The 16,697-nt window shown below is 61.7% G+C and carries 17 protein-coding genes; 4 read left to right on the top strand and 13 right to left on the bottom strand.

The window, feature by feature from the left end; translation table 11 throughout:
* The first annotated feature begins 22 nt into the window (after positions 1-22).
* Positions 23-193, top strand: coding sequence for a hypothetical protein (locus JO965_RS24035; RefSeq protein ID WP_203441446.1), 171 nt, complete (start codon positions 23-25; stop codon positions 191-193).
* Positions 194-280: 87 nt separating this feature from the next.
* Here JO965_RS24035 and JO965_RS24030 read toward each other — a convergent pair whose 3' ends face one another.
* Positions 281-754, bottom strand: coding sequence for a MaoC family dehydratase (locus JO965_RS24030; RefSeq protein WP_203441445.1), 474 nt, complete (start codon positions 752-754; stop codon positions 281-283).
* Between the two features lie 34 nt (positions 755-788).
* Positions 789-1,415: a TetR/AcrR family transcriptional regulator gene (locus JO965_RS24025; RefSeq protein WP_203441444.1), complete on the bottom strand. Its 627-nt coding sequence runs from the start codon at positions 1,413-1,415 to the stop codon at positions 789-791.
* A 77-nt stretch (positions 1,416-1,492) separates the two neighbouring features.
* Between JO965_RS24025 and JO965_RS24020 the strand changes: the two genes are divergently transcribed.
* Positions 1,493-2,683: an acetyl-CoA C-acyltransferase gene (locus JO965_RS24020; protein ID WP_203441443.1), complete on the top strand. Its 1,191-nt coding sequence runs from the start codon at positions 1,493-1,495 to the stop codon at positions 2,681-2,683.
* 55 nt (positions 2,684-2,738) lie between these two features.
* Entirely contained in the window at positions 2,739-3,581 is an 843-nt protein-coding gene (locus JO965_RS24015; RefSeq protein WP_203441442.1) for an SDR family oxidoreductase, read from the top strand.
* 502 nt (positions 3,582-4,083) lie between these two features.
* On the opposite strand, the gene JO965_RS24010 is transcribed toward JO965_RS24015, so the two are convergent.
* The 6 genes from JO965_RS24010 to JO965_RS23985 all read right to left on the bottom strand — a co-directional run bounded on the left by JO965_RS24010 (position 4,084) and on the right by JO965_RS23985 (position 9,547).
* A complete protein-coding gene (locus tag JO965_RS24010) occupies positions 4,084-5,298 on the bottom strand; it encodes an NADP-dependent isocitrate dehydrogenase (RefSeq protein ID WP_203441441.1) in 1,215 nt (404 codons plus the stop codon).
* A 127-nt stretch (positions 5,299-5,425) separates the two neighbouring features.
* Positions 5,426-6,130 (bottom strand): fumarylacetoacetate hydrolase family protein, encoded by a 705-nt coding sequence (locus JO965_RS24005; protein ID WP_203444333.1) that lies wholly within the window; start codon positions 6,128-6,130, stop codon positions 5,426-5,428.
* Positions 6,130-6,882 carry an ABC transporter permease gene (locus JO965_RS24000; protein WP_203441440.1) on the bottom strand — a complete coding sequence of 251 codons (753 nt, stop codon included), beginning with the start codon at positions 6,880-6,882 and terminating at the stop codon, positions 6,130-6,132. Before JO965_RS24000 ends, JO965_RS24005 begins: the two co-directional genes overlap by 1 nt.
* 11 nt (positions 6,883-6,893) lie before the next feature.
* Positions 6,894-7,694 (bottom strand): ABC transporter ATP-binding protein, encoded by an 801-nt coding sequence (locus JO965_RS23995; RefSeq protein ID WP_203441439.1) that lies wholly within the window; start codon positions 7,692-7,694, stop codon positions 6,894-6,896.
* A gap of 1 nt (position 7,695) precedes the next feature.
* Positions 7,696-8,541 (bottom strand): ABC transporter permease, encoded by an 846-nt coding sequence (locus JO965_RS23990; protein ID WP_246776671.1) that lies wholly within the window; start codon positions 8,539-8,541, stop codon positions 7,696-7,698.
* Between the two features lie 10 nt (positions 8,542-8,551).
* A complete protein-coding gene (locus JO965_RS23985; RefSeq protein ID WP_203441438.1) occupies positions 8,552-9,547 on the bottom strand; it encodes an ABC transporter substrate-binding protein in 996 nt (331 codons plus the stop codon).
* Positions 9,548-9,722: 175 nt separating this feature from the next.
* Here JO965_RS23985 and JO965_RS23980 point away from each other — a divergent pair, with 175 nt between their 5' ends.
* A complete protein-coding gene (locus tag JO965_RS23980; protein ID WP_203441437.1) occupies positions 9,723-10,415 on the top strand; it encodes a FadR/GntR family transcriptional regulator in 693 nt (230 codons plus the stop codon).
* Between the two features lie 223 nt (positions 10,416-10,638).
* On the opposite strand, the gene JO965_RS23975 is transcribed toward JO965_RS23980, so the two are convergent.
* The 5 genes from JO965_RS23975 to JO965_RS23955 all read right to left on the bottom strand — a co-directional run bounded on the left by JO965_RS23975 (position 10,639) and on the right by JO965_RS23955 (position 16,697).
* Positions 10,639-11,856, bottom strand: a complete 1,218-nt coding sequence (locus JO965_RS23975; RefSeq protein WP_203441436.1) for a VWA domain-containing protein — start codon at positions 11,854-11,856, stop codon at positions 10,639-10,641.
* Positions 11,853-12,767, bottom strand: coding sequence for a MoxR family ATPase (locus JO965_RS23970; protein WP_246776670.1), 915 nt, complete (start codon positions 12,765-12,767; stop codon positions 11,853-11,855). The genes JO965_RS23975 and JO965_RS23970 overlap by 4 nt, the downstream gene beginning before the upstream one ends.
* Before the next feature lie 112 nt (positions 12,768-12,879).
* Entirely contained in the window at positions 12,880-13,686 is an 807-nt protein-coding gene (locus tag JO965_RS23965; RefSeq protein WP_203441434.1) for a xanthine dehydrogenase family protein subunit M, read from the bottom strand.
* 11 nt (positions 13,687-13,697) lie between these two features.
* Positions 13,698-16,061, bottom strand: coding sequence for a xanthine dehydrogenase family protein molybdopterin-binding subunit (locus tag JO965_RS23960; RefSeq protein ID WP_203441433.1), 2,364 nt, complete (start codon positions 16,059-16,061; stop codon positions 13,698-13,700).
* Positions 16,062-16,202: 141 nt separating this feature from the next.
* Positions 16,203-16,697, bottom strand: coding sequence for a (2Fe-2S)-binding protein (locus tag JO965_RS23955; RefSeq protein WP_203441432.1), 495 nt, complete (start codon positions 16,695-16,697; stop codon positions 16,203-16,205).

Genomic DNA, 16,697 nt, shown 5'->3' with positions numbered 1-16,697 from the left:
TTGCCTCGGCAATACCGATCGGTTGCCCAAGCTGCCCCAATTCATCTTCGACATGACCGGTCTGGGCGTTCTGAGCATCTGCCTGCTGTCGGTGACCTTCCTGTTCGTTGCAATCCAGGTGAAAACGGCCCCACGCCTGCACGCCGATCTTCACCGGTGGAGCCTGAAAGACATCTGTGATGCTTACATGTAGAAAGGTCAGGACTTGGCATATCTCGGAGGCAGACGGAGCATCCGCATCTGCGTGGCCAATGGATCTTCCAACGACCGAGCTTGCATCTTATCGCTTGGCGCTGGACTGCCCGCGTGGAACCACGAGCTTCGACGTCAGCACCTGAACGACTTCGCCACGCTGATTGCGGGTTTCGCTGCGCAGAACCACGATACCCCGGTCCGGCTTGGAGCGGGACGGGATGATCTCCATGACCTCACTGACGACATGGAGTTCGTCGCCGGGACGGGTCGGTTTCGGCCACGCGATCTCGGCCCCCGCGCCGACAAGGCCGCCGGCGATGGGCGCGCCACCGTTCACGAGCATGCGCATCGTGAGAGCGGCCGTGTGCCAGCCGCTGGCCGCGAGGCCGGCAAACAGTGACCGGGCTGCAGCCTCATCATCGAGGTGAAACAGCTGCGGGTCGAACTCCGCAGCGAAGCGTTTGATCTGCTCGGCATCCAGTCTGTGTGATGCGCTGGTGAAGGTTTGGCCGACGTGCAGATCGTCAAGAAACAGATGCTCTCGTTTTTGGCTGTCCATTTCTGCACCCTCCCTTCATCGCTTCCAAGCAGCCTCATGAGTTGGGCGGGTTCATGACTGGATTCTCATATCTCTCGCGGGCGAGGCGCAGAGCAGCTTCTTGGCCGGAGCGCAGAATCGTCTCGGAGAGAGCAGGATCCGTCGCGACGCGGGCAAGCTGTAGCGTGCCGATCATCAGCCCGAAGATCGCATAGGCGGTTTCCGTTGCCTTCTCCTCGGGGAAGGACGAGGGCAGTTCGGCCGCGATGATCGCGACGATCTCACTTGCCGCATCGGCCATGATGTTGCGGGTCTTTGGATCGTTGCGGGCGATCTCGGGCGCGAGCGCAGCGACGGAGCAGCCTGCCTCCGGCTGGTCGCGGTGCACCGTGCGCAGATACCGACGCACGATGGCCTCAAGCCCGTCCTCCCCACGCTCACGGGCGGCCCTCGCGTCCGCAACCCACGCCTCACGGCTGCTCGCATGGGCGGATGAGAGCGCCTCCCGGACAAGGTCGTCCTTCGATTTGAAATGGGCATAGAAGCCGCCATGGGTCAGCCCGGCATCGGCCATCAGGCTGGCGACCCCGGTCCCCTCGATGCCCTTGGCGCGGAACCGCGCTCCCGCAATGTCGAGGACGCGTTTGCGGGTCTGCTCCTTGTGACCCTTCTCGTAACGCAATGTCGCACTCCATTCCTAGGAGACTTTACATTATCGTCATCATATTATATGTCAATAGTCATATAATGGAGACCCCGATGTCGTCGCATGATCCGGTCGTGATCGTTTCCGCCACTCGCAGTCCGCTCGGACGGTTCCAGGGCAGTCTCTCGGGGCTGGGCGCCCCGAAGCTCGGCAGCCATGTCATTCGCGCTGCACTCGACCGCGCCGGGCTTGCGGCCGAAAAGGTCGATGAAATCCTCATGGGCTGCGTGTTACCGGCCGGTCAGGGGCAGGCGCCGGCCCGCCAAGCCGCTCGCCAGGCAGGCCTGCCGGACGCAGCAGGCGCGACGACCGTCAACAAGGTCTGCGGCTCCGGCATGAAGGCGACTATGCTTGCCCATGATCTGATCCTGGCTGGCTCGGCCGGAATCGTCGTCTCCGGCGGCATGGAGTCCATGTCCAACGCGCCGTACCTTCTGGCCAAGGCCCGCAGCGGCTACCGGGTCGGTCACGACCGCCTCATCGACCACATGATGATGGACGGCCTCGAGGATGCCTATGAGGGCGGGCGGCCGATGGGGGATTTCGGCGAGGCGACGGCGGAGGTCTATCAGTTCAGCCGGACCGACCAGGACACTTACGCAATCGAGACGCTCACCCGGGCCCGTCAGGCCATCGGGGAAGGGGGCTTTGCAGCCGAGATCGCACCGATCGTCATCACCGGGAAGACGGGCGACACGGTCATCGACACGGACGAGAACCCACTGAAGGTCTCACCGGACAAGATCCCATCCCTGAAGCCGGCCTTCCGGCTCGATGGCACGATCACGGCGGCGAGTTCCTCCGCCAATGCCGACGGGGCGGCGGCGCTCGTCCTCACGCGCCGCTCGATCGCCGAACGCGAAGGCCTCCCGGTCCTGGCAGCAATCCGGGGGCACGCGACCCATTCCCAGGATCCGGCCTGGTTTACCACCGCTCCGATCCCGGCGATCCGCAAGCTCCTCGACAAGGTGGGCTGGAGCGTGGGAGACGTCGATCTGTTTGAGATCAACGAGGCCTTCGCGGTCGTCGCCATGGCGGCGCAGCGGGACCTTGGCATCCCGCGCGACATCCTCAACGTGAACGGCGGCGCCTGTGCACTCGGCCATCCCATCGGTGCGACCGGTGCGCGCCTGATCGTGACCCTGCTGCATGCGCTGGAGCGCCGGGGATTGTCCCGCGGGATCGCATCCCTGTGCATCGGCGGCGGCGAGGCCACCGCCATCGCCGTCGAGCGCATGGCCTGAATGGTCAGCTCATGGGCTCTGTTGCATCCCTCCTCTTGAACCGAAGGAACCTGGTATGAGCAAAGGACAAGGAACGGCGCTGGTCACTGGCGCTTCGGCCGGCATCGGAGCAGTTTATGCGGATCGTCTTGCCCGCCGTGGATATGATCTCGTTCTCGTCGCCCGCGATGAGGCGAAATTGAAAGCTCTCATGGCCCGACTCGTCGCAGAGACGGGCGTAAAAGTCGAAATTTTGCGAGCCGATCTCGCGAATGCCGATGACATTCGTAAGGTCGAGACTCGGCTCTACTCGGATGACATCACCATGCTCGTCAACAATGCCGGTATCGCGGTTGCCGGGCCGACGATCGCCATGAATTCGGAGCGCCTCGACGCGATGATCCAGCTCAACGTGGTCGTGGCGACACGCTTGGCACGCGCCGTTGCACCCGGCTTGGCACAGCGACGGAAGGGAGACATCGTCAACATTGCCTCCGTGGTTGCCATTCGGGGCGATCAGCCGGCCATCAGCGTAGGCTACGGTGCCAGCAAGGCCTATCTCCTTGCGTTCAGCGAAGGACTCGACAGCGAACTTGCGCCATACGGCGTGCGAGTTCAGGCCGTGCTGCCGGGCGTGACACGAACGGAACTGTGGGAAAAGGGAGGGCTCGATATCAACGCTCTCCCGCAGGACATTGTTATGGAGACCGGCGATATGGTCGATGCAGCGCTTGTAGGTCTCGACCAGGGAGAGCGGGTCACGATTCCGGCGCTACCCGACGTGTCTGACTGGGTTGCCTTCAAAACAGCGCGGGCAGCCCTCCTGCCGAACGTGTCTCATCGCCTGCCGGCAGAACGCTACCGCCGCACGAGTGCCGACGGGGTTCGCCAGCCGGGCAGGGGTGAACACAACGGATAATAGCGAAGTGGGGAGTCGGCATCTTCATCGTCATGAGGCCGTCATCGAACCGCTTTAGGTCAGCCCTGTGGCCGCTTGGCCCGGGGGGCAAGGACAGGCACGGATGTACTGCCTTCCTTGTCACCTCACCCAGGCGCGACAAAAGACGCTACTCAGTCGAGCTCTCAACTATCCTTAGCGTTCCTGTTGAGCGATTTGCGCAAACATGTGTCGGAAAATGGCAATATCGGATAGCCCGCAACCCGACAGAGCGCTTAACTAATGAGCATGGAATTAATGTAGAGGGATCTTGCTGGCAATCGTAGACGCAGCCCTTGCATAATGGGTCTTCCGCAAAACACTTTGAGAATCGGCGGGTCGAACCATCCAAAAGCATCGCCGACAACCGTCATGTCTTGTCAGAATAAAGCATGAGCAATGTCGAGTTTGATGCGTAGGGCGAAGGCATCAAAAAGCCCGGCTTTGGGCCGGGCTTTGGTCGTCTCGGAGCGTTTGGCGTCGCTTAAGCGGCCATGGCCTTTTTGAGGTTTTCGTCGATCTTGTCGAGGAAGCCGGTGGTCGAGAGCCACTTCTGCTCGGCGCCGACCAGGAGCGCCAGGTCCTTGGTCATGAAGCCGGCCTCGACCGTGTCGACGCAGACCTTCTCCAGCGTCGCGGCAAAGCGGGCGAGCTCGGCGTTGTCGTCGAGCTTGGCCCGATGGCTCAGGCCGCGGGTCCAGGCGAAGATCGAGGCGATCGAGTTGGTCGAGGTCTCCTTGCCCTTCTGGTGCTCGCGGTAATGGCGCGTCACCGTGCCGTGCGCCGCTTCCGCCTCGACCGTCCGGCCGTCCGGCGTCATCAGCACCGAGGTCATCAGGCCGAGTGAGCCGAAGCCCTGCGCCACCGTGTCGGACTGCACGTCGCCGTCATAGTTCTTGCACGCCCAGACATAGCCGCCCGACCACTTCAGCGCCGAGGCCACCATGTCGTCGATCAGGCGGTGCTCATACGTGATGCCCACCGCATCGAACTTCGCCTTGAACTCGTTCTGGTAGACCTCCTCGAAGATGTCCTTGAAGCGGCCGTCATAGGCCTTCAGGATGGTGTTCTTCGTGGAGAGGTAGACGGGGTACTTGCGGTTCAGGCCGTAGTTCATCGAGGCGCGGGCAAAATCCCGGATCGACTCGTCGAGGTTGTACATCGCCATGGCGACGCCGGCCTCGGGGAACTTGAACACCTCCTTCTCGATCACCGTGCCGTCCTCGCCCTCGAACTTGATCGACAGCCGGCCCTTGCCCGGCACCTTGAAGTCGGTCGCCTTGTACTGGTCGCCGAAGGCGTGGCGGCCGACGATGATCGGCTGGGTCCAGCCGGGCACCAGGCGCGGCACGTTCTTGCAGATGATCGGCTCGCGGAAGATCACGCCGCCGAGGATGTTGCGGATGGTGCCGTTGGGCGACTTCCACATCTCCTTGAGCTTGAACTCCTCGACGCGGCCCTCGTCCGGGGTGATGGTGGCGCATTTGACGCCGACGCCGTACTTCCTGATCGCCTCGGCCGCCTCGACCGTGACCTTGTCGTTGGTGGCGTCGCGGTGCTCGACGCCGAGGTCGTAGTATTTCAGGTCGATGTCGAGATACGGGTGGATCAGCTTGTCTTTGATGAAGTGCCAGATAATGCGGGTCATCTCGTCGCCGTCGAGCTCGACGACCGGATTCGCGACCTTGATCTTCGCCACTTTTGGCTCCTGATTGATTTGGACGGCGGTTGTCCCGCCTTAAAATTGCACCGCAGCACATAGAGATGCGCTGCGGTGTTGAAAGCCCCTCGCCCGAATTGAGACGTTACAATACGGACGACACAGGTTAGACGACGACGACTTCGATCTTCCCGACGCCCTCGACGAAGCCTTCCATGATATCGCCGCGCACGACCGCGCCGACGCCAGCCGGCGTGCCAGTCATGATGATGTCGCCCGGCTGCAGAGTGAACAGACCAGATAGATACGAGATCATCTCCGGCACCTTCCAGATCAACTGGTTCAGGTCACCCTGCTGACGCAGTTCACCGTTTACCTTCAGCGTCACCGCGCCGGACGTCGGGTGGCCGATCTCGCTTGCGGGAACCAGCGGACCGCAGGGTGCGGAGGCTTCAAAGGCCTTTCCGACTTCCCATGGACGTCCCAGCTTCTTGGCCTCGCCCTGGAGATCACGGCGGGTCATGTCAAGACCGACGCCATAGCCGAAGACGTGATCGAGAGCAGTTTCCACGGGGATGTTGTCGCCGCCCTTGGCGAGCGCCACGATCATCTCGATCTCATGATGCACGTCGGAAGTCTTGCCCGGATAGGGGAACTTGCCGTTCGTGACAATGTTGTCCGCATTCTTCTGGAAGAAAAACGGTGGCTCCTTGGAGGGATCGTGCCCCATTTCGATCGCATGCTCAGCATAGTTGCGGCCGACGCAATAGATCCGGTGGATCGGGAAGAGCTTGTCGCTGCCCTGAACAGGCAACGTGGCAACCGGTGCCGGCTGAATGACATAGCCGGTCATGGCGAGAGGGGCATTCATCATCTTACTCCTGCGTAATAGTCGACTTTTTTCTCAATGTACTCGATGGCCGCCGACATCAGCATCGCCGCAGCGAAGAGGATGATCGTCAGTGCCCAGAAGTTCTCCATGTCGAAGCTGCGTGAATAAAGCTCAAACAGCTCGCCATAACCGATGATCGCCACCAGAAGCTGGCCGATCACAACACCCTTTACGCCGCGCACAAGGCCGAGTCGGATCCCTGCGAGGATCTCCGGCAGTGCGGCAAGGAGAACGATTTTTCCGTAAAGAGCGAAGGGAGAGGCACCGTAGCAGAGCCCCATTTCAATAAGCGAGTTCGGCACATGCTGAATGCCCGCTCGCGTGTCCAACACGATGATCCACACCGCGAAGAGAAAGACCGTGACGATGACCGTGGTCTCGCCCATGCCGAACAGAATCATCAACACCGGAACCAGGGCCGAGAGCGGCGCGCTGACGAAGATGTTGACCCAGATGCCGAACAGCTCATCCACCGCCTTGAACCGCCCCATCAGCACGCCCAACGTGACGCCGACCACGATGGCCAGTGTCATGCCGACGGCGAAGCTGTGCAGCGTGATCAGCGCGGCCGCTTGCCATGTTCCGGTCTGTACCATCGTGACGCCGGCCATCAGCACGCTTGAGAGCGGCGGCACCAGGAACATCAGGCCGGACTGTCCGACCAGCTCCCAGATCAGGCACCAGACCAGGAGGGACGCCATCATCGGCACCCGGTAGCCGTAAAGAGTCATAGCTGCTCTCCTCAGTCCACGTAGTGCTTGAGGCCTTGCCAGATCTCCTCGACGGTATCGAGATAACCCTGGTCGCGGCGGATGGCGTCGGGAGAGGCCGTTCGATCGATTTTCGGTTCGATGATTTGTGCGACGCGGCTCGGCCGGCGCGAGAGCAGCACGATTCGGTCCGACACGTAGACGGCCTCCTCGATGCTGTGCGTCACGAAGATGAAGGTCTTACGCTCCTTCTCCACCAGTTGCAGCAGGTCCTCCTGGAATTTGCGGCGGTTCTGTTCGTCCACCGCGGAGAACGGCTCGTCGAGCAGCAGCACCTCTGCATTGACCGCGAAGGCGCGTGCAAGACCGACGCGCTGGCGCATGCCCCCGGAGAGTTCGTGCGGGTACTTGTCCTCGAATCCTGTGAGACCGACCTCGGCGATGTAGTGGCGGGCAATGGACTGGCGTTCGGCCTTGCCCATCCCCTTCAGCTCGAGCCCGAAGGCCACATTGCGCATCACCGTTGCCCACGGCATCAGGGCAAAATCCTGAAACACGAAGGCGCGTTCCGGACCGGGACCGGTGATGATCTTGCCGTTCACACGCACTTCACCTGACGTCGGCTCGATGAGGCCGGCGATGATTTTGAGCAGGGTGGTCTTGCCGCAGCCGGAGGGGCCTAGCAGCGTCGTGAGCTTGCCGCGGGGAAAGTCGAGATCGATCAGGCGCAGCGCTTCAATGTCACCGTAGTTCTTGCAGATGCTGCGCACCTCGACGGCAACGTCGCTTTCAACCCGAGGCATGGCATGGATGGAAGCAGTGGGAGCAGTCATGTCAGCCTCTCTTCTTTTCAGGGCGCAGCACGCGAACCTCGAATGCCTCGAGCGCGGCGAGCGTCAGGGTCGAGACCAGGATGATGGAAACCACAGCGGCATACATTTCCGCATAGTTAGCCACTGAGCGATGGTAGGTGATGAGATCACCAATCCCGGTCGGCGTGATCAGGAGCTCGGCCAGGATGACGCCGATGAACCCGGCCGCAAGGCCGAGACGCAGTCCGGCAAAGATCACCGGACTGGCATCGGGAATGATGATCTTGGTGATCTGCTGGAATCGCGTGCCCTGGAACGAACGGCACATGGCGACCAGCGAAGGATTGGCGTTTCGGACCGCCTTGTAGCCGTTCAGGACGATCACCGGCAGGGCAAGCATGATAACCGCGAGGGTCTTTGCCATCAGGCCGATGCCGTACACGAACGTGATGAGCGGGATGAGGGCTGCCATGGGAGCAGATTGAAGGACAATGAACAGTGGTGCCACGAGCCACTCAGCCTTGCGTGACAAGCCCATCACGATGCCGAGCCCCACTCCGACCACGGCTGAAATGGCAATGCCAATGATCAAGGGCTGAACGGTCGATCCGTAAGCCACCAGGAGGCTGCCATCGAGCAGCATGGAGGCGAAGGCATAAAGCGTTTCGAGGAAGGTGGGAAACGCATAACTGATCGGCACACGTCCGGCGATCTCCCAGATCAGGAAGAAGAGTCCCAGGGACACTGCCCTCACGGCGATTGGGTGGCTCGTGAATAGTCGGCTGAGGCTCAAGCCCCAGCCGGTCGGCGGATGAACGGCCCGCGCGGGGCCGTTCACTTGAGAATTCACCTGGGAGGAGGCCATCATGCCGGTCACCTCACTTGGAGCCGATTTTGGCAACGACGCGATCCAGAGAACGTGTGTCCCAGAAGTCCTCGACCTTCAGGCTGGCGGGTTCACCTGTGAGCTGGCCCGAGAGGGTATAGAAGGCGAAGTCGTCCTTCGCCGCTGCAACCCCGCCGCCGTTAAGCGGGAAGGCCTTGCCCTTCGCGAGCTCGTCGAAATAAGGCCCGATGTCACTTGCTTGCGCAGCAGGCAGGTCGGGCAGCAGCTTGTACTTGGCGCGCCACTCGGAAACAACAGCCGGATTGGCTGTCACTTCGCGCCAGGTGGTGAGAATGGCCTCGACGATCTTGTCGACGTCTGCCGCATTCTTCTCGAGGAAATCCTTGTTGGCGAACAAGGCTTCGTCGGTTGCGTTCACACCCTCAAGCGGCAGGATGACGAACTTGCCGGGAGCCTGAGTCTCGAGCAGACGGCGACCGGAGGAATCGACGATGCTGGCCTTGACGTTGCCTTGGAGCAGAGCACCTGTGCGCACCTCGGCGCCCGGGATGTAGCTGATCTTGGAGAACTTGATGCCCTGCCGCTGTTCCATCAGCTTCATGATGGCCTCGGTTCCGGAACCGCGCGAGTGAACAGCAACCTCCTGCCCGTCCAGATCCTTCCAGGTCTTGTAGAACTGACCGTTCACGGCCGGGTAGAAGCGCAGCGTTGAAAGCTGCATGAACATCCGGATCGGAGCCTTGACCTTCTGAACGAGTGCATAGGGACCGCCGACACCGATGTCAGCCTGACCACCGACGACAGCCTGAGCGGCGATATCCTCGGATTTCAGATAGGTCATTTCGATATCGACACCCTTTTCCTTGGCGCGCTCGAAGGCCGCCAAGAGATGCAGGGATTCCACGCTGGGGATGTCGCCATAAACCACACGAACCTTGGCCGCTTCCGCTGCGTTCGATGTCATGAGCGCCGCACCAATCGCGAGAACTGCAGCGCCTGCCTTTAAGCACTTTAAGCCCTTGAACATGTTTCTCTCCCATTGTTTTGGGCGGTTCACCCGCTCTTGCTCTCAGTCGCACCTTTCGCGACCAATGCTATATTGGTCGCAATTGGCTGAATTGGTGTCAAGTATTATTTCAGTTGACGCGGTGCAATATTTAGTTAGAAGATCCAACCAATTTGAGATTGGTTGAGATCGGCAGATGCAAATGTACAGTGAGGCGGGATCCAATCGGGGCATCGTCACCCAGCTGAGGGCATACCTCGCGCAGGCCGAGTTGCCTGAAGATGGGCGCTTGCCGCCCGAACGGGATCTGGCCGTTGCCCTGGGTGTCACTCGGTCCGAACTGAGGAAAGCGCTCGGGGCGCTCGAGGCCGAGGGTCAGATTTGGCGCCACGTCGGAAAAGGCACCTTCCTGGGGAACCGTCCCACCGACAGCCTTTCCGATATCGCAGCCTTGTCCAAGCGGACCAATCCGGCGGAGCTGATGCGCGCGCGCCTCATTATCGAGCCCGAGATCGCCCGCGCGGCGGCGCTGACCGCGACGCCCATGCATCTCTCCGAGTTGAGACTATGCCAGACCCGGACTCAGGAAGCTGCAACATGGCGGCAATACGAGAACTGGGATACCCGCCTGCACCGCACCATCGCCGAGGCGACACAGAACACGCCCCTTCTTGGACTGTTTGACATGCTGAATGCCCTGCGCCGGGCCGTAACATGGGGCCGTCTCCGCTCGAACCCTGTCAAGCCAGAACCCGATCATCACAGCTTTGCCGAGCACGAGATGATCATTACGGCTATCGAGAATCGCGACATGAATGGCGCTGCCGCGGCGATGCGCACTCACTTGCAGAGTGTAGAGCGCAACCTCTTGGCGCGACAGTCGAGTTAATGATAAGAATCCTAACACGACACGGCGGGGCCTTGTGACCGTGCGCACCCTTCATGGGGAGGGCGCGTCCAACACAAGGATCTGACTTGTGCTCAAAGCTCCGCGTCCGCCTGTAACCACCCTTAGCATCAGCAAGAATAGCTTCCACCTTATTGGCCGGTGCTCCGTTGTTCGCCGGAACGCGACGAAAATCGCATGTCGTTATCGGCGTGCGATTAAAGGCTCATGACGCCCGCAGCCATTGGCGCGGATTGTTTTGTTCAGTCAGCTTATCGGACAAAGCCCGACAGAGCTCCTCCATCGATGCCAGACTGTGAATCGGGCGGAATTCGTCGACGTGAGGCAGCATTGTCCTGATGCCGGAAGCCCGTGCCTCGAACGCGTCGAACCGGAGAAGCGGATTCAGCCATATCAGGCGGCGGCAGGAGCGTTTGAGGCGATCCATCTCGAAGGTCAGCTCTCTCGTCACTTCCCGTTCGAGCCCGTCCGTGAACAGAAGAACGATGGCACCCTGGCCGAGCACCCGACGCGACCAGTGACGGTTGAAGTCGTGCAGGGCATGGGCGATCCGTGTCCCGCCTTCCCAGTCCTGTACGCGCTTCGCAGCACGAGCGAGCGCCTCGTCCGGATCATGGCTCGCCAGCTCGCGGCTGATATTGGTCAGGCGGGTTGCAAACACGAAGGAGTAAACCCTCCGCCTCTTCTCAGCGATGGCATGAAGGAAATGCAGGAAGAGACGAGAATAGTCCGCCATCGATCCCGAGATGTCGACGATTGCCACCACCGGCGCATGCCGGACCGCGGGGGAGCGATAGGCCAGATCGATCACGGCGCCTCCTCCGCGCAGCGACCGCCGGAATGTCCTGCGCAGATCGATCCGCCGGCCTCGTGGGTCCGGCAGGAAGCGGCGCGTGGCCACTTCGTCGTCCGGAAGAGACATCCCGGTGATCAGGCGCTTCGCCATCGCGATCTCAGAGGCCGACATCTGCGCGAAGTCCTTCGACTTCAGGATCTCGCGATCCGAGACGGTGAGATGGGCGGAGAATTCGGTTTTCTCGACCGGGTCCGGCTTTTCCTGTCGCGGCGTGGCCAAGGCTTCGGCCACACGCAAGGCACCCGCCTGAGGCTTCTTCTCTTCCTTGCCTCCGGGGGCAATCGGCGACATCTGGGCGATCAGCTTCTCGATCAGGGCGCGCCGTCTCCAGAAGATCTTGAAGGCTTGGTCGAAGAGGATGCTGTGCTCATGTCGCTTCACGAAAACGGCGTGAAGCGTCCAGTAAAAGTCCTCGCGAGTGCCGATCCGGCCAGCCTCGACCGCAGCGATTGCATCGAGAACCGCGCCTGGGCCGACCGGCAGGCCCGCGTTGCGCAATGCCCGCGCAAAATAGGCGATGTTGTCTGCAAGGCGACCATCACCGTTTCGGCGAGGATTGTTACTCACTCGGAGATCCGCAGTGCGTTCTGGACAATGTCGAGCATTTCCTTGGCGCGGCTGCCCTGCATTTTCTGGATGTCATCCTGATATTTTAAGAGAACGCCGAGCGTGTCCGAGACAAGCGCCGGGTCGAGCGCCACCGCATCGAGCTCCACGAGGGCGGAAGCCCAGTCCAGGGTTTCCGCTACACCCGGCGCCTTGAACAGATCCTCCTTCCGGATCGCTTGGACGAAGCCGACCACTTCTTGCGACAAACGCCCCGGTGCATCCGGAACGCGGCTCTTCAGGATGGCCAGCTCCCGTTCCGGATCAGGGTAGTCGACCCAATGATAAAGGCAGCGGCGCTTGAGTGCGTCGTGAACCTCACGGGTGCGGTTCGATGTGATGACGACGATCGGTGGGTGATCCGCCCGAACCGTACCAAGCTCGGGGATGGTCACCTGGAAATCTGACAGTACCTCCAGAAGAAAGGCTTCAAAGGCTTCGTCCGTGCGGTCGAGCTCGTCGATCAGGAGAACCGGAGCGCCAGCCGTATCGGGCTCAAGAGCCTGCAGGAGCGGCCGTTTCACCAAGTACCGTTCCGAGAAAAGATCGCTTTCGAGCGTGTCTCGATCCACCGCTCCGCCAGCTTCTGCAAGGCGAATGGCCATCATCTGCCCGGCATAGTTCCACTCGTAGACCGCCGAAGCGATGTCGAGGCCCTCGTAGCATTGCAGGCGGATGAGCCGGCGGCCGAGCCCCGCCGACAGCACCTTCGCGATCTCCGTCTTGCCGACGCCGGCTTCTCCCTCCAGGAAAATCGGGCGCCCAAGCTTCAGCGCAAGAAAGAGCACCGTCGCGAGCGGACGGTCGGCGACATAGCCCGTGCTCTTCAGAAGGGCCAGCGTTTCGTCGATGGAACCGGGTCGTTCAGCCACAGGCCTCAATGCTCCACAAGAAGACATGCCCGGGAAACCCCGGGCATGGATACCTCTGTGCCTTCGTCCAGTCTTGCAGTCGTCGCCTGCCAGGACAAGTCTGACGGACTGCTTAAGTGCGAGAGGCTGCCGCCTGCACGGCCCGCCGGGCCATGACTCCGACAAGATGAGCCCGATAGGCCGCGTCTGCGTGGATGTCGCTGTTCATCTCGTCCGCCGGCACGGAGATGCCGTCGAGAGCGTCGGCCGCAAAGTTCTGGCGCAAGGCCTGCTCCATGTCCGGCACGCGGAACACACCGTTGGAACCGGCTCCCGTTACGGCCACCCGCACCTCGTCCCCGTGCTTGGCCACGAACACGCCAACGAGGGCGTAGCGCGAGGCCGGGTGGCGGAACTTGGCATAGGCTGCCTGCGACGGGATCGGGAACGAGATCTTGGTGATTATCTCTCCCTCGTCCAAGGCTGTCGTGAAGATGCCCTGGAAGAAGTCATCGGCGGCAATCGTCCGCTTGTCGGTGACGATCGTCGCCTTCAGGGCAAGGCAAGCCGCCGGATAATCCGCGGACGGATCGTTGTTGGCGACCGAGCCTCCGATCGTGCCGCGGTTGCGCACATGCGGATCGCCGATCAGCTCCGCCAATTCGGCGAGGGCCGGAATGGCCGCCTGCACTTCAGCCGAGTTGGCGACCTCCGCATGCTGGGTCGTGGCACCGATGCTGAGTGTGTCGCCGGAGCGCTCGATCCCGTGAAGTTCGGCGATCTGGCCGAGGTCGATCAGATTGGCTGGTGCCGCGAGCCGCATTTTCATGGTCGGCAGAAGGGTGTGCCCGCCGGCGAGGAACTTGGTCTCCTCCAACTGAGTAGCGAGGTCAGCCGCCTGCTGGACGCTCGTCGGACGGTGGTATTCGAAAGCGTACATGCTGTCCTCCCTTATTCCGCTGCCATTGGCATGCGCGCCTTCTGCGCCGCCCGCCAGACGGCTTGGGGCGTTGCGGGCATCGCAATATCCTCATGGCCGAGCGCGTCCGTGATCGCGTTGATGACGGCCGGCGGAGCGGCGATGGCACCAGCCTCGCCACAGCCCTTGATCCCGAGTGGGTTCGAAGGGCAGAGCGTCATCGTCATGCCGATCTGGAACGACGGCAGGTCGATGGCGCGCGGCATGCAGTAATCATTGAAGCTGGCGGTCACGAGCTGACCGCTCTGGTCATAGACGGCGCCTTCGAGCAGCGCCTGCCCGACGCCCTGGGCGATACCGCCATGGACCTGGCCTTCAACGATCATCGGGTTGATGATCACCCCGAAATCGTCGACTGCCGTCCAGCGCTCGATCTTGGTCACGCCTGTGTCGGGGTCGATCTCCACCTCGCAGATATGGACGCCAGCCGGGAAGGTGAAGTTGGTGGGATCGTAGAATGCTCCCTCCTTCAACCCGGGCTCCAGATCCTGGCCTGGGAATTTGTGGGCGATATAGGCCTGGAGGGCCACTTCTCCGAAGCCGAGTGTCCGATCCGTGCCGGCAACCCCGAACTTGCCATCCTTGAACTCGATGTCGCCTTCGGCGGCCTCGAGAACATGCGCCGCCACCTTCTTGCCCTTGGCGATCACCTTGTCGAGAGCCTTGGCGATGGCCGACATGCCGACCGCGCCTGAACGCGATCCATAGGTTCCCATGCCGAACTGTACCTTGTCGGTATCGCCATGGACGATGCTGACCTGATCGATGGGGATGCCGAGCCGGTCGGAGACGAGCTGGGCAAAGGTGGTCTCGTGCCCCTGGCCATGGCTGTGCGAGCCGGTGAGCACCTCGACCGACCCTGTCGGGTTGACGCGCACCTCGGCGGATTCCCAAAGGCCGACGCCTGCCCCGAGAGATCCGACCGCTTGCGAGGGCGCAATGCCGCAGGCCTCGATGTAGCTTGAGAAGCCGATGCCCCGCAGCTTGCCGCGGCGGGCGCTCTCCTGCTTCCTCGCGCCAAAGTTCTTGTAGTCGGCGAGTTCCAGTGCCTTGTCGAGCGAGGCGGCGTAATCGCCTGTGTCATAGGTCATGATGACCGGCGTCTGATGGGGGAACTGCGTGATGTAGTTCTTCCTGCGGAACTCAGCCGGATCCTGACCGAGCTCGCGGGCGGTTCTTTCGACGAGCCGCTCGACCACGAAAGTCGCCTCGGGACGTCCTGCGCCGCGATAGGCGTCGACGGGAGCCGTGTTCGTGTAGACTGCATCCACCTCGCAGTAGATCGCCGGGATGTCGTATTGGCCCGACAGGAGAGGGGCATAGAGATAGGTTGGCACGGATGAGGAGAAGGTGGACAGATAGGCGCCGAGATTGGCGATGGTGTGAACCCGAAGGCCCAGGATCTTGCCGTTCTCATCAGTCGCCATCTCCGCATGGGTGACATGATCACGGCCATGCGCATCGGACAGGAAAGCTTCAGTACGATCGGCTGTCCATTTCACGGGCCGCTTGACCTTTTTCGCCGCCCAGACGCAGACCGTCTCTTCGGCATAGATGAAGATCTTGGAGCCGAACCCGCCGCCGACATCGGGAGCGATGACGCGCAGCTTGTGTTCCGGCGCGATCCCGATGAAGGCCGAGAGGACGAGCCGGGCCACATGGGGGTTCTGGCTCGTCGTGTAGAGCGTGTAGCCGTCGGTGCCGTGATCGTATTCTCCCACCGCCGCCCGGGGTTCGATGGCGTTCGGCACCAGCCGGTTGTTGACGAGGTCGATCTTCGTCACATGCTTCGCCCGTGCGAAGGCAGCTTCCATCTCTTCCTTGTTGCCGAGGTGCCAGTTGAAGACGGTATTGTCGGGTGACACGTCATGCACCTGAACTGGCGCCTTCGTCGCCTCGGCCGTGTTCACGACGGCAGGGAGGACATCGTAGTCGACCGCGATGGCTTCTGCGGCATCCTTGGCCTGGGCCAGGGTTTCGGCAATCACAACCGCCACGTGGTCACCCACATAGCGCACCTTGCCCTGTGCCAGAGCCGGGTGCGGTCCCGCCTTCATCGGAGAGCCGTCCTTGGATTGGATCATCCATCCGCAGATGAGACCTCCGATCTTGTCGGCTGCGAGGTCATCTCCGGTAAAGACGGCCACGACGCCGGGCATGCTCTTTGCCGGGCCGGTGTCGATCGACCGGATCGTGGCATGGGCATGCGGCGAGCGAAGGAAATATGCATAGGCCTGGCCAGGTCGATTGAAATCGTCCACGTAGCGTCCCTGGCCGGTGACGAAACGCTGATCCTCTTTCCGGCGTACGGGTGCGCCGATTCCTGTTGCGGTCATGCTGTCCTCCCTTGTCTTCATCGGCCCTCATCAGACGGCGGAAGCGGGAATCCCGACACGGACGTTGGAGAGACTACGCCGGCTTCGAGGTCCTCAGCCTGCACCCGTTGATATGGGCGTCGCACCTTGGCGAGCGTCGGCCTATTCAGCCGCCTGCCGTAAAGGTGCTTGGGCCATGGCTAGCGCTCCGGCGGCAACGGCTTTGACGATGTTGTGATAGCCCGTGCAGCGGCACAGATTGCCTTCCAGCTCGGCCCGAATGGTCTGTTCGTCGAGAGCGTGCCCCTTCCGGTTCACGATATCGATGGCGGACATGACCATGCCTGGCGTGCAGTAGCCGCATTGCAGGCCATGATGCTCGCGGAAGGCCGCCTGCATCGGATGCAGCTCGCCGCCTTGAGCGATACCCTCGATGGTGGTGACGGTGGCTGAATCCGCCTGGACGGCGAGGATCGTACAGGCCTTCACGGCCTGATTGTTCAAATGAACGACGCAGGCGCCACACTGGCTGGTGTCGCAGCCCACGTGGGTTCCGGTAAGTCGAAGATTGTCGCGTAAGAGGTGAACGAGAAGAGTGCGGGGGTCGACGTCTGCGGTGACGGGTTGACCGTTCACCGTCAGGGAGACGGTGGTCAT

It is taken from the genome of Microvirga sp. VF16 (genome assembly GCF_016864375.1).
Classification (GTDB): Bacteria; Pseudomonadota; Alphaproteobacteria; order Rhizobiales; family Beijerinckiaceae; genus Microvirga.
This window is presented reverse-complemented; position numbering and strand designations above follow the sequence as displayed.

Coding starts and splice junctions, on each gene's coding strand:
- JO965_RS24030 (WP_203441445.1), bottom strand. CDS start 754: ATGGACAGCCAAAAACGAGAGCATCTGTTTCTTGACGATCTGCACGTC.
- JO965_RS24005 (WP_203444333.1), bottom strand. CDS start 6,130: ATGAATGCCCCTCTCGCCATGACCGGCTATGTCATTCAGCCGGCACCG.
- JO965_RS23955 (WP_203441432.1), bottom strand. CDS start 16,697: ATGACCACCGTCTCCCTGACGGTGAACGGTCAACCCGTCACCGCAGAC.
- JO965_RS23990 (WP_246776671.1), bottom strand. CDS start 8,541: ATGATGGCCTCCTCCCAGGTGAATTCTCAAGTGAACGGCCCCGCGCGG.
- JO965_RS23965 (WP_203441434.1), bottom strand. CDS start 13,686: ATGTACGCTTTCGAATACCACCGTCCGACGAGCGTCCAGCAGGCGGCT.
- JO965_RS23985 (WP_203441438.1), bottom strand. CDS start 9,547: ATGTTCAAGGGCTTAAAGTGCTTAAAGGCAGGCGCTGCAGTTCTCGCG.
- JO965_RS23960 (WP_203441433.1), bottom strand. CDS start 16,061: ATGACCGCAACAGGAATCGGCGCACCCGTACGCCGGAAAGAGGATCAG.
- JO965_RS23995 (WP_203441439.1), bottom strand. CDS start 7,694: ATGACTGCTCCCACTGCTTCCATCCATGCCATGCCTCGGGTTGAAAGC.
- JO965_RS24015 (WP_203441442.1), top strand. CDS start 2,739: ATGAGCAAAGGACAAGGAACGGCGCTGGTCACTGGCGCTTCGGCCGGC.
- JO965_RS23980 (WP_203441437.1), top strand. CDS start 9,723: ATGCAAATGTACAGTGAGGCGGGATCCAATCGGGGCATCGTCACCCAG.
- JO965_RS24020 (WP_203441443.1), top strand. CDS start 1,493: ATGTCGTCGCATGATCCGGTCGTGATCGTTTCCGCCACTCGCAGTCCG.
- JO965_RS24000 (WP_203441440.1), bottom strand. CDS start 6,882: ATGACTCTTTACGGCTACCGGGTGCCGATGATGGCGTCCCTCCTGGTC.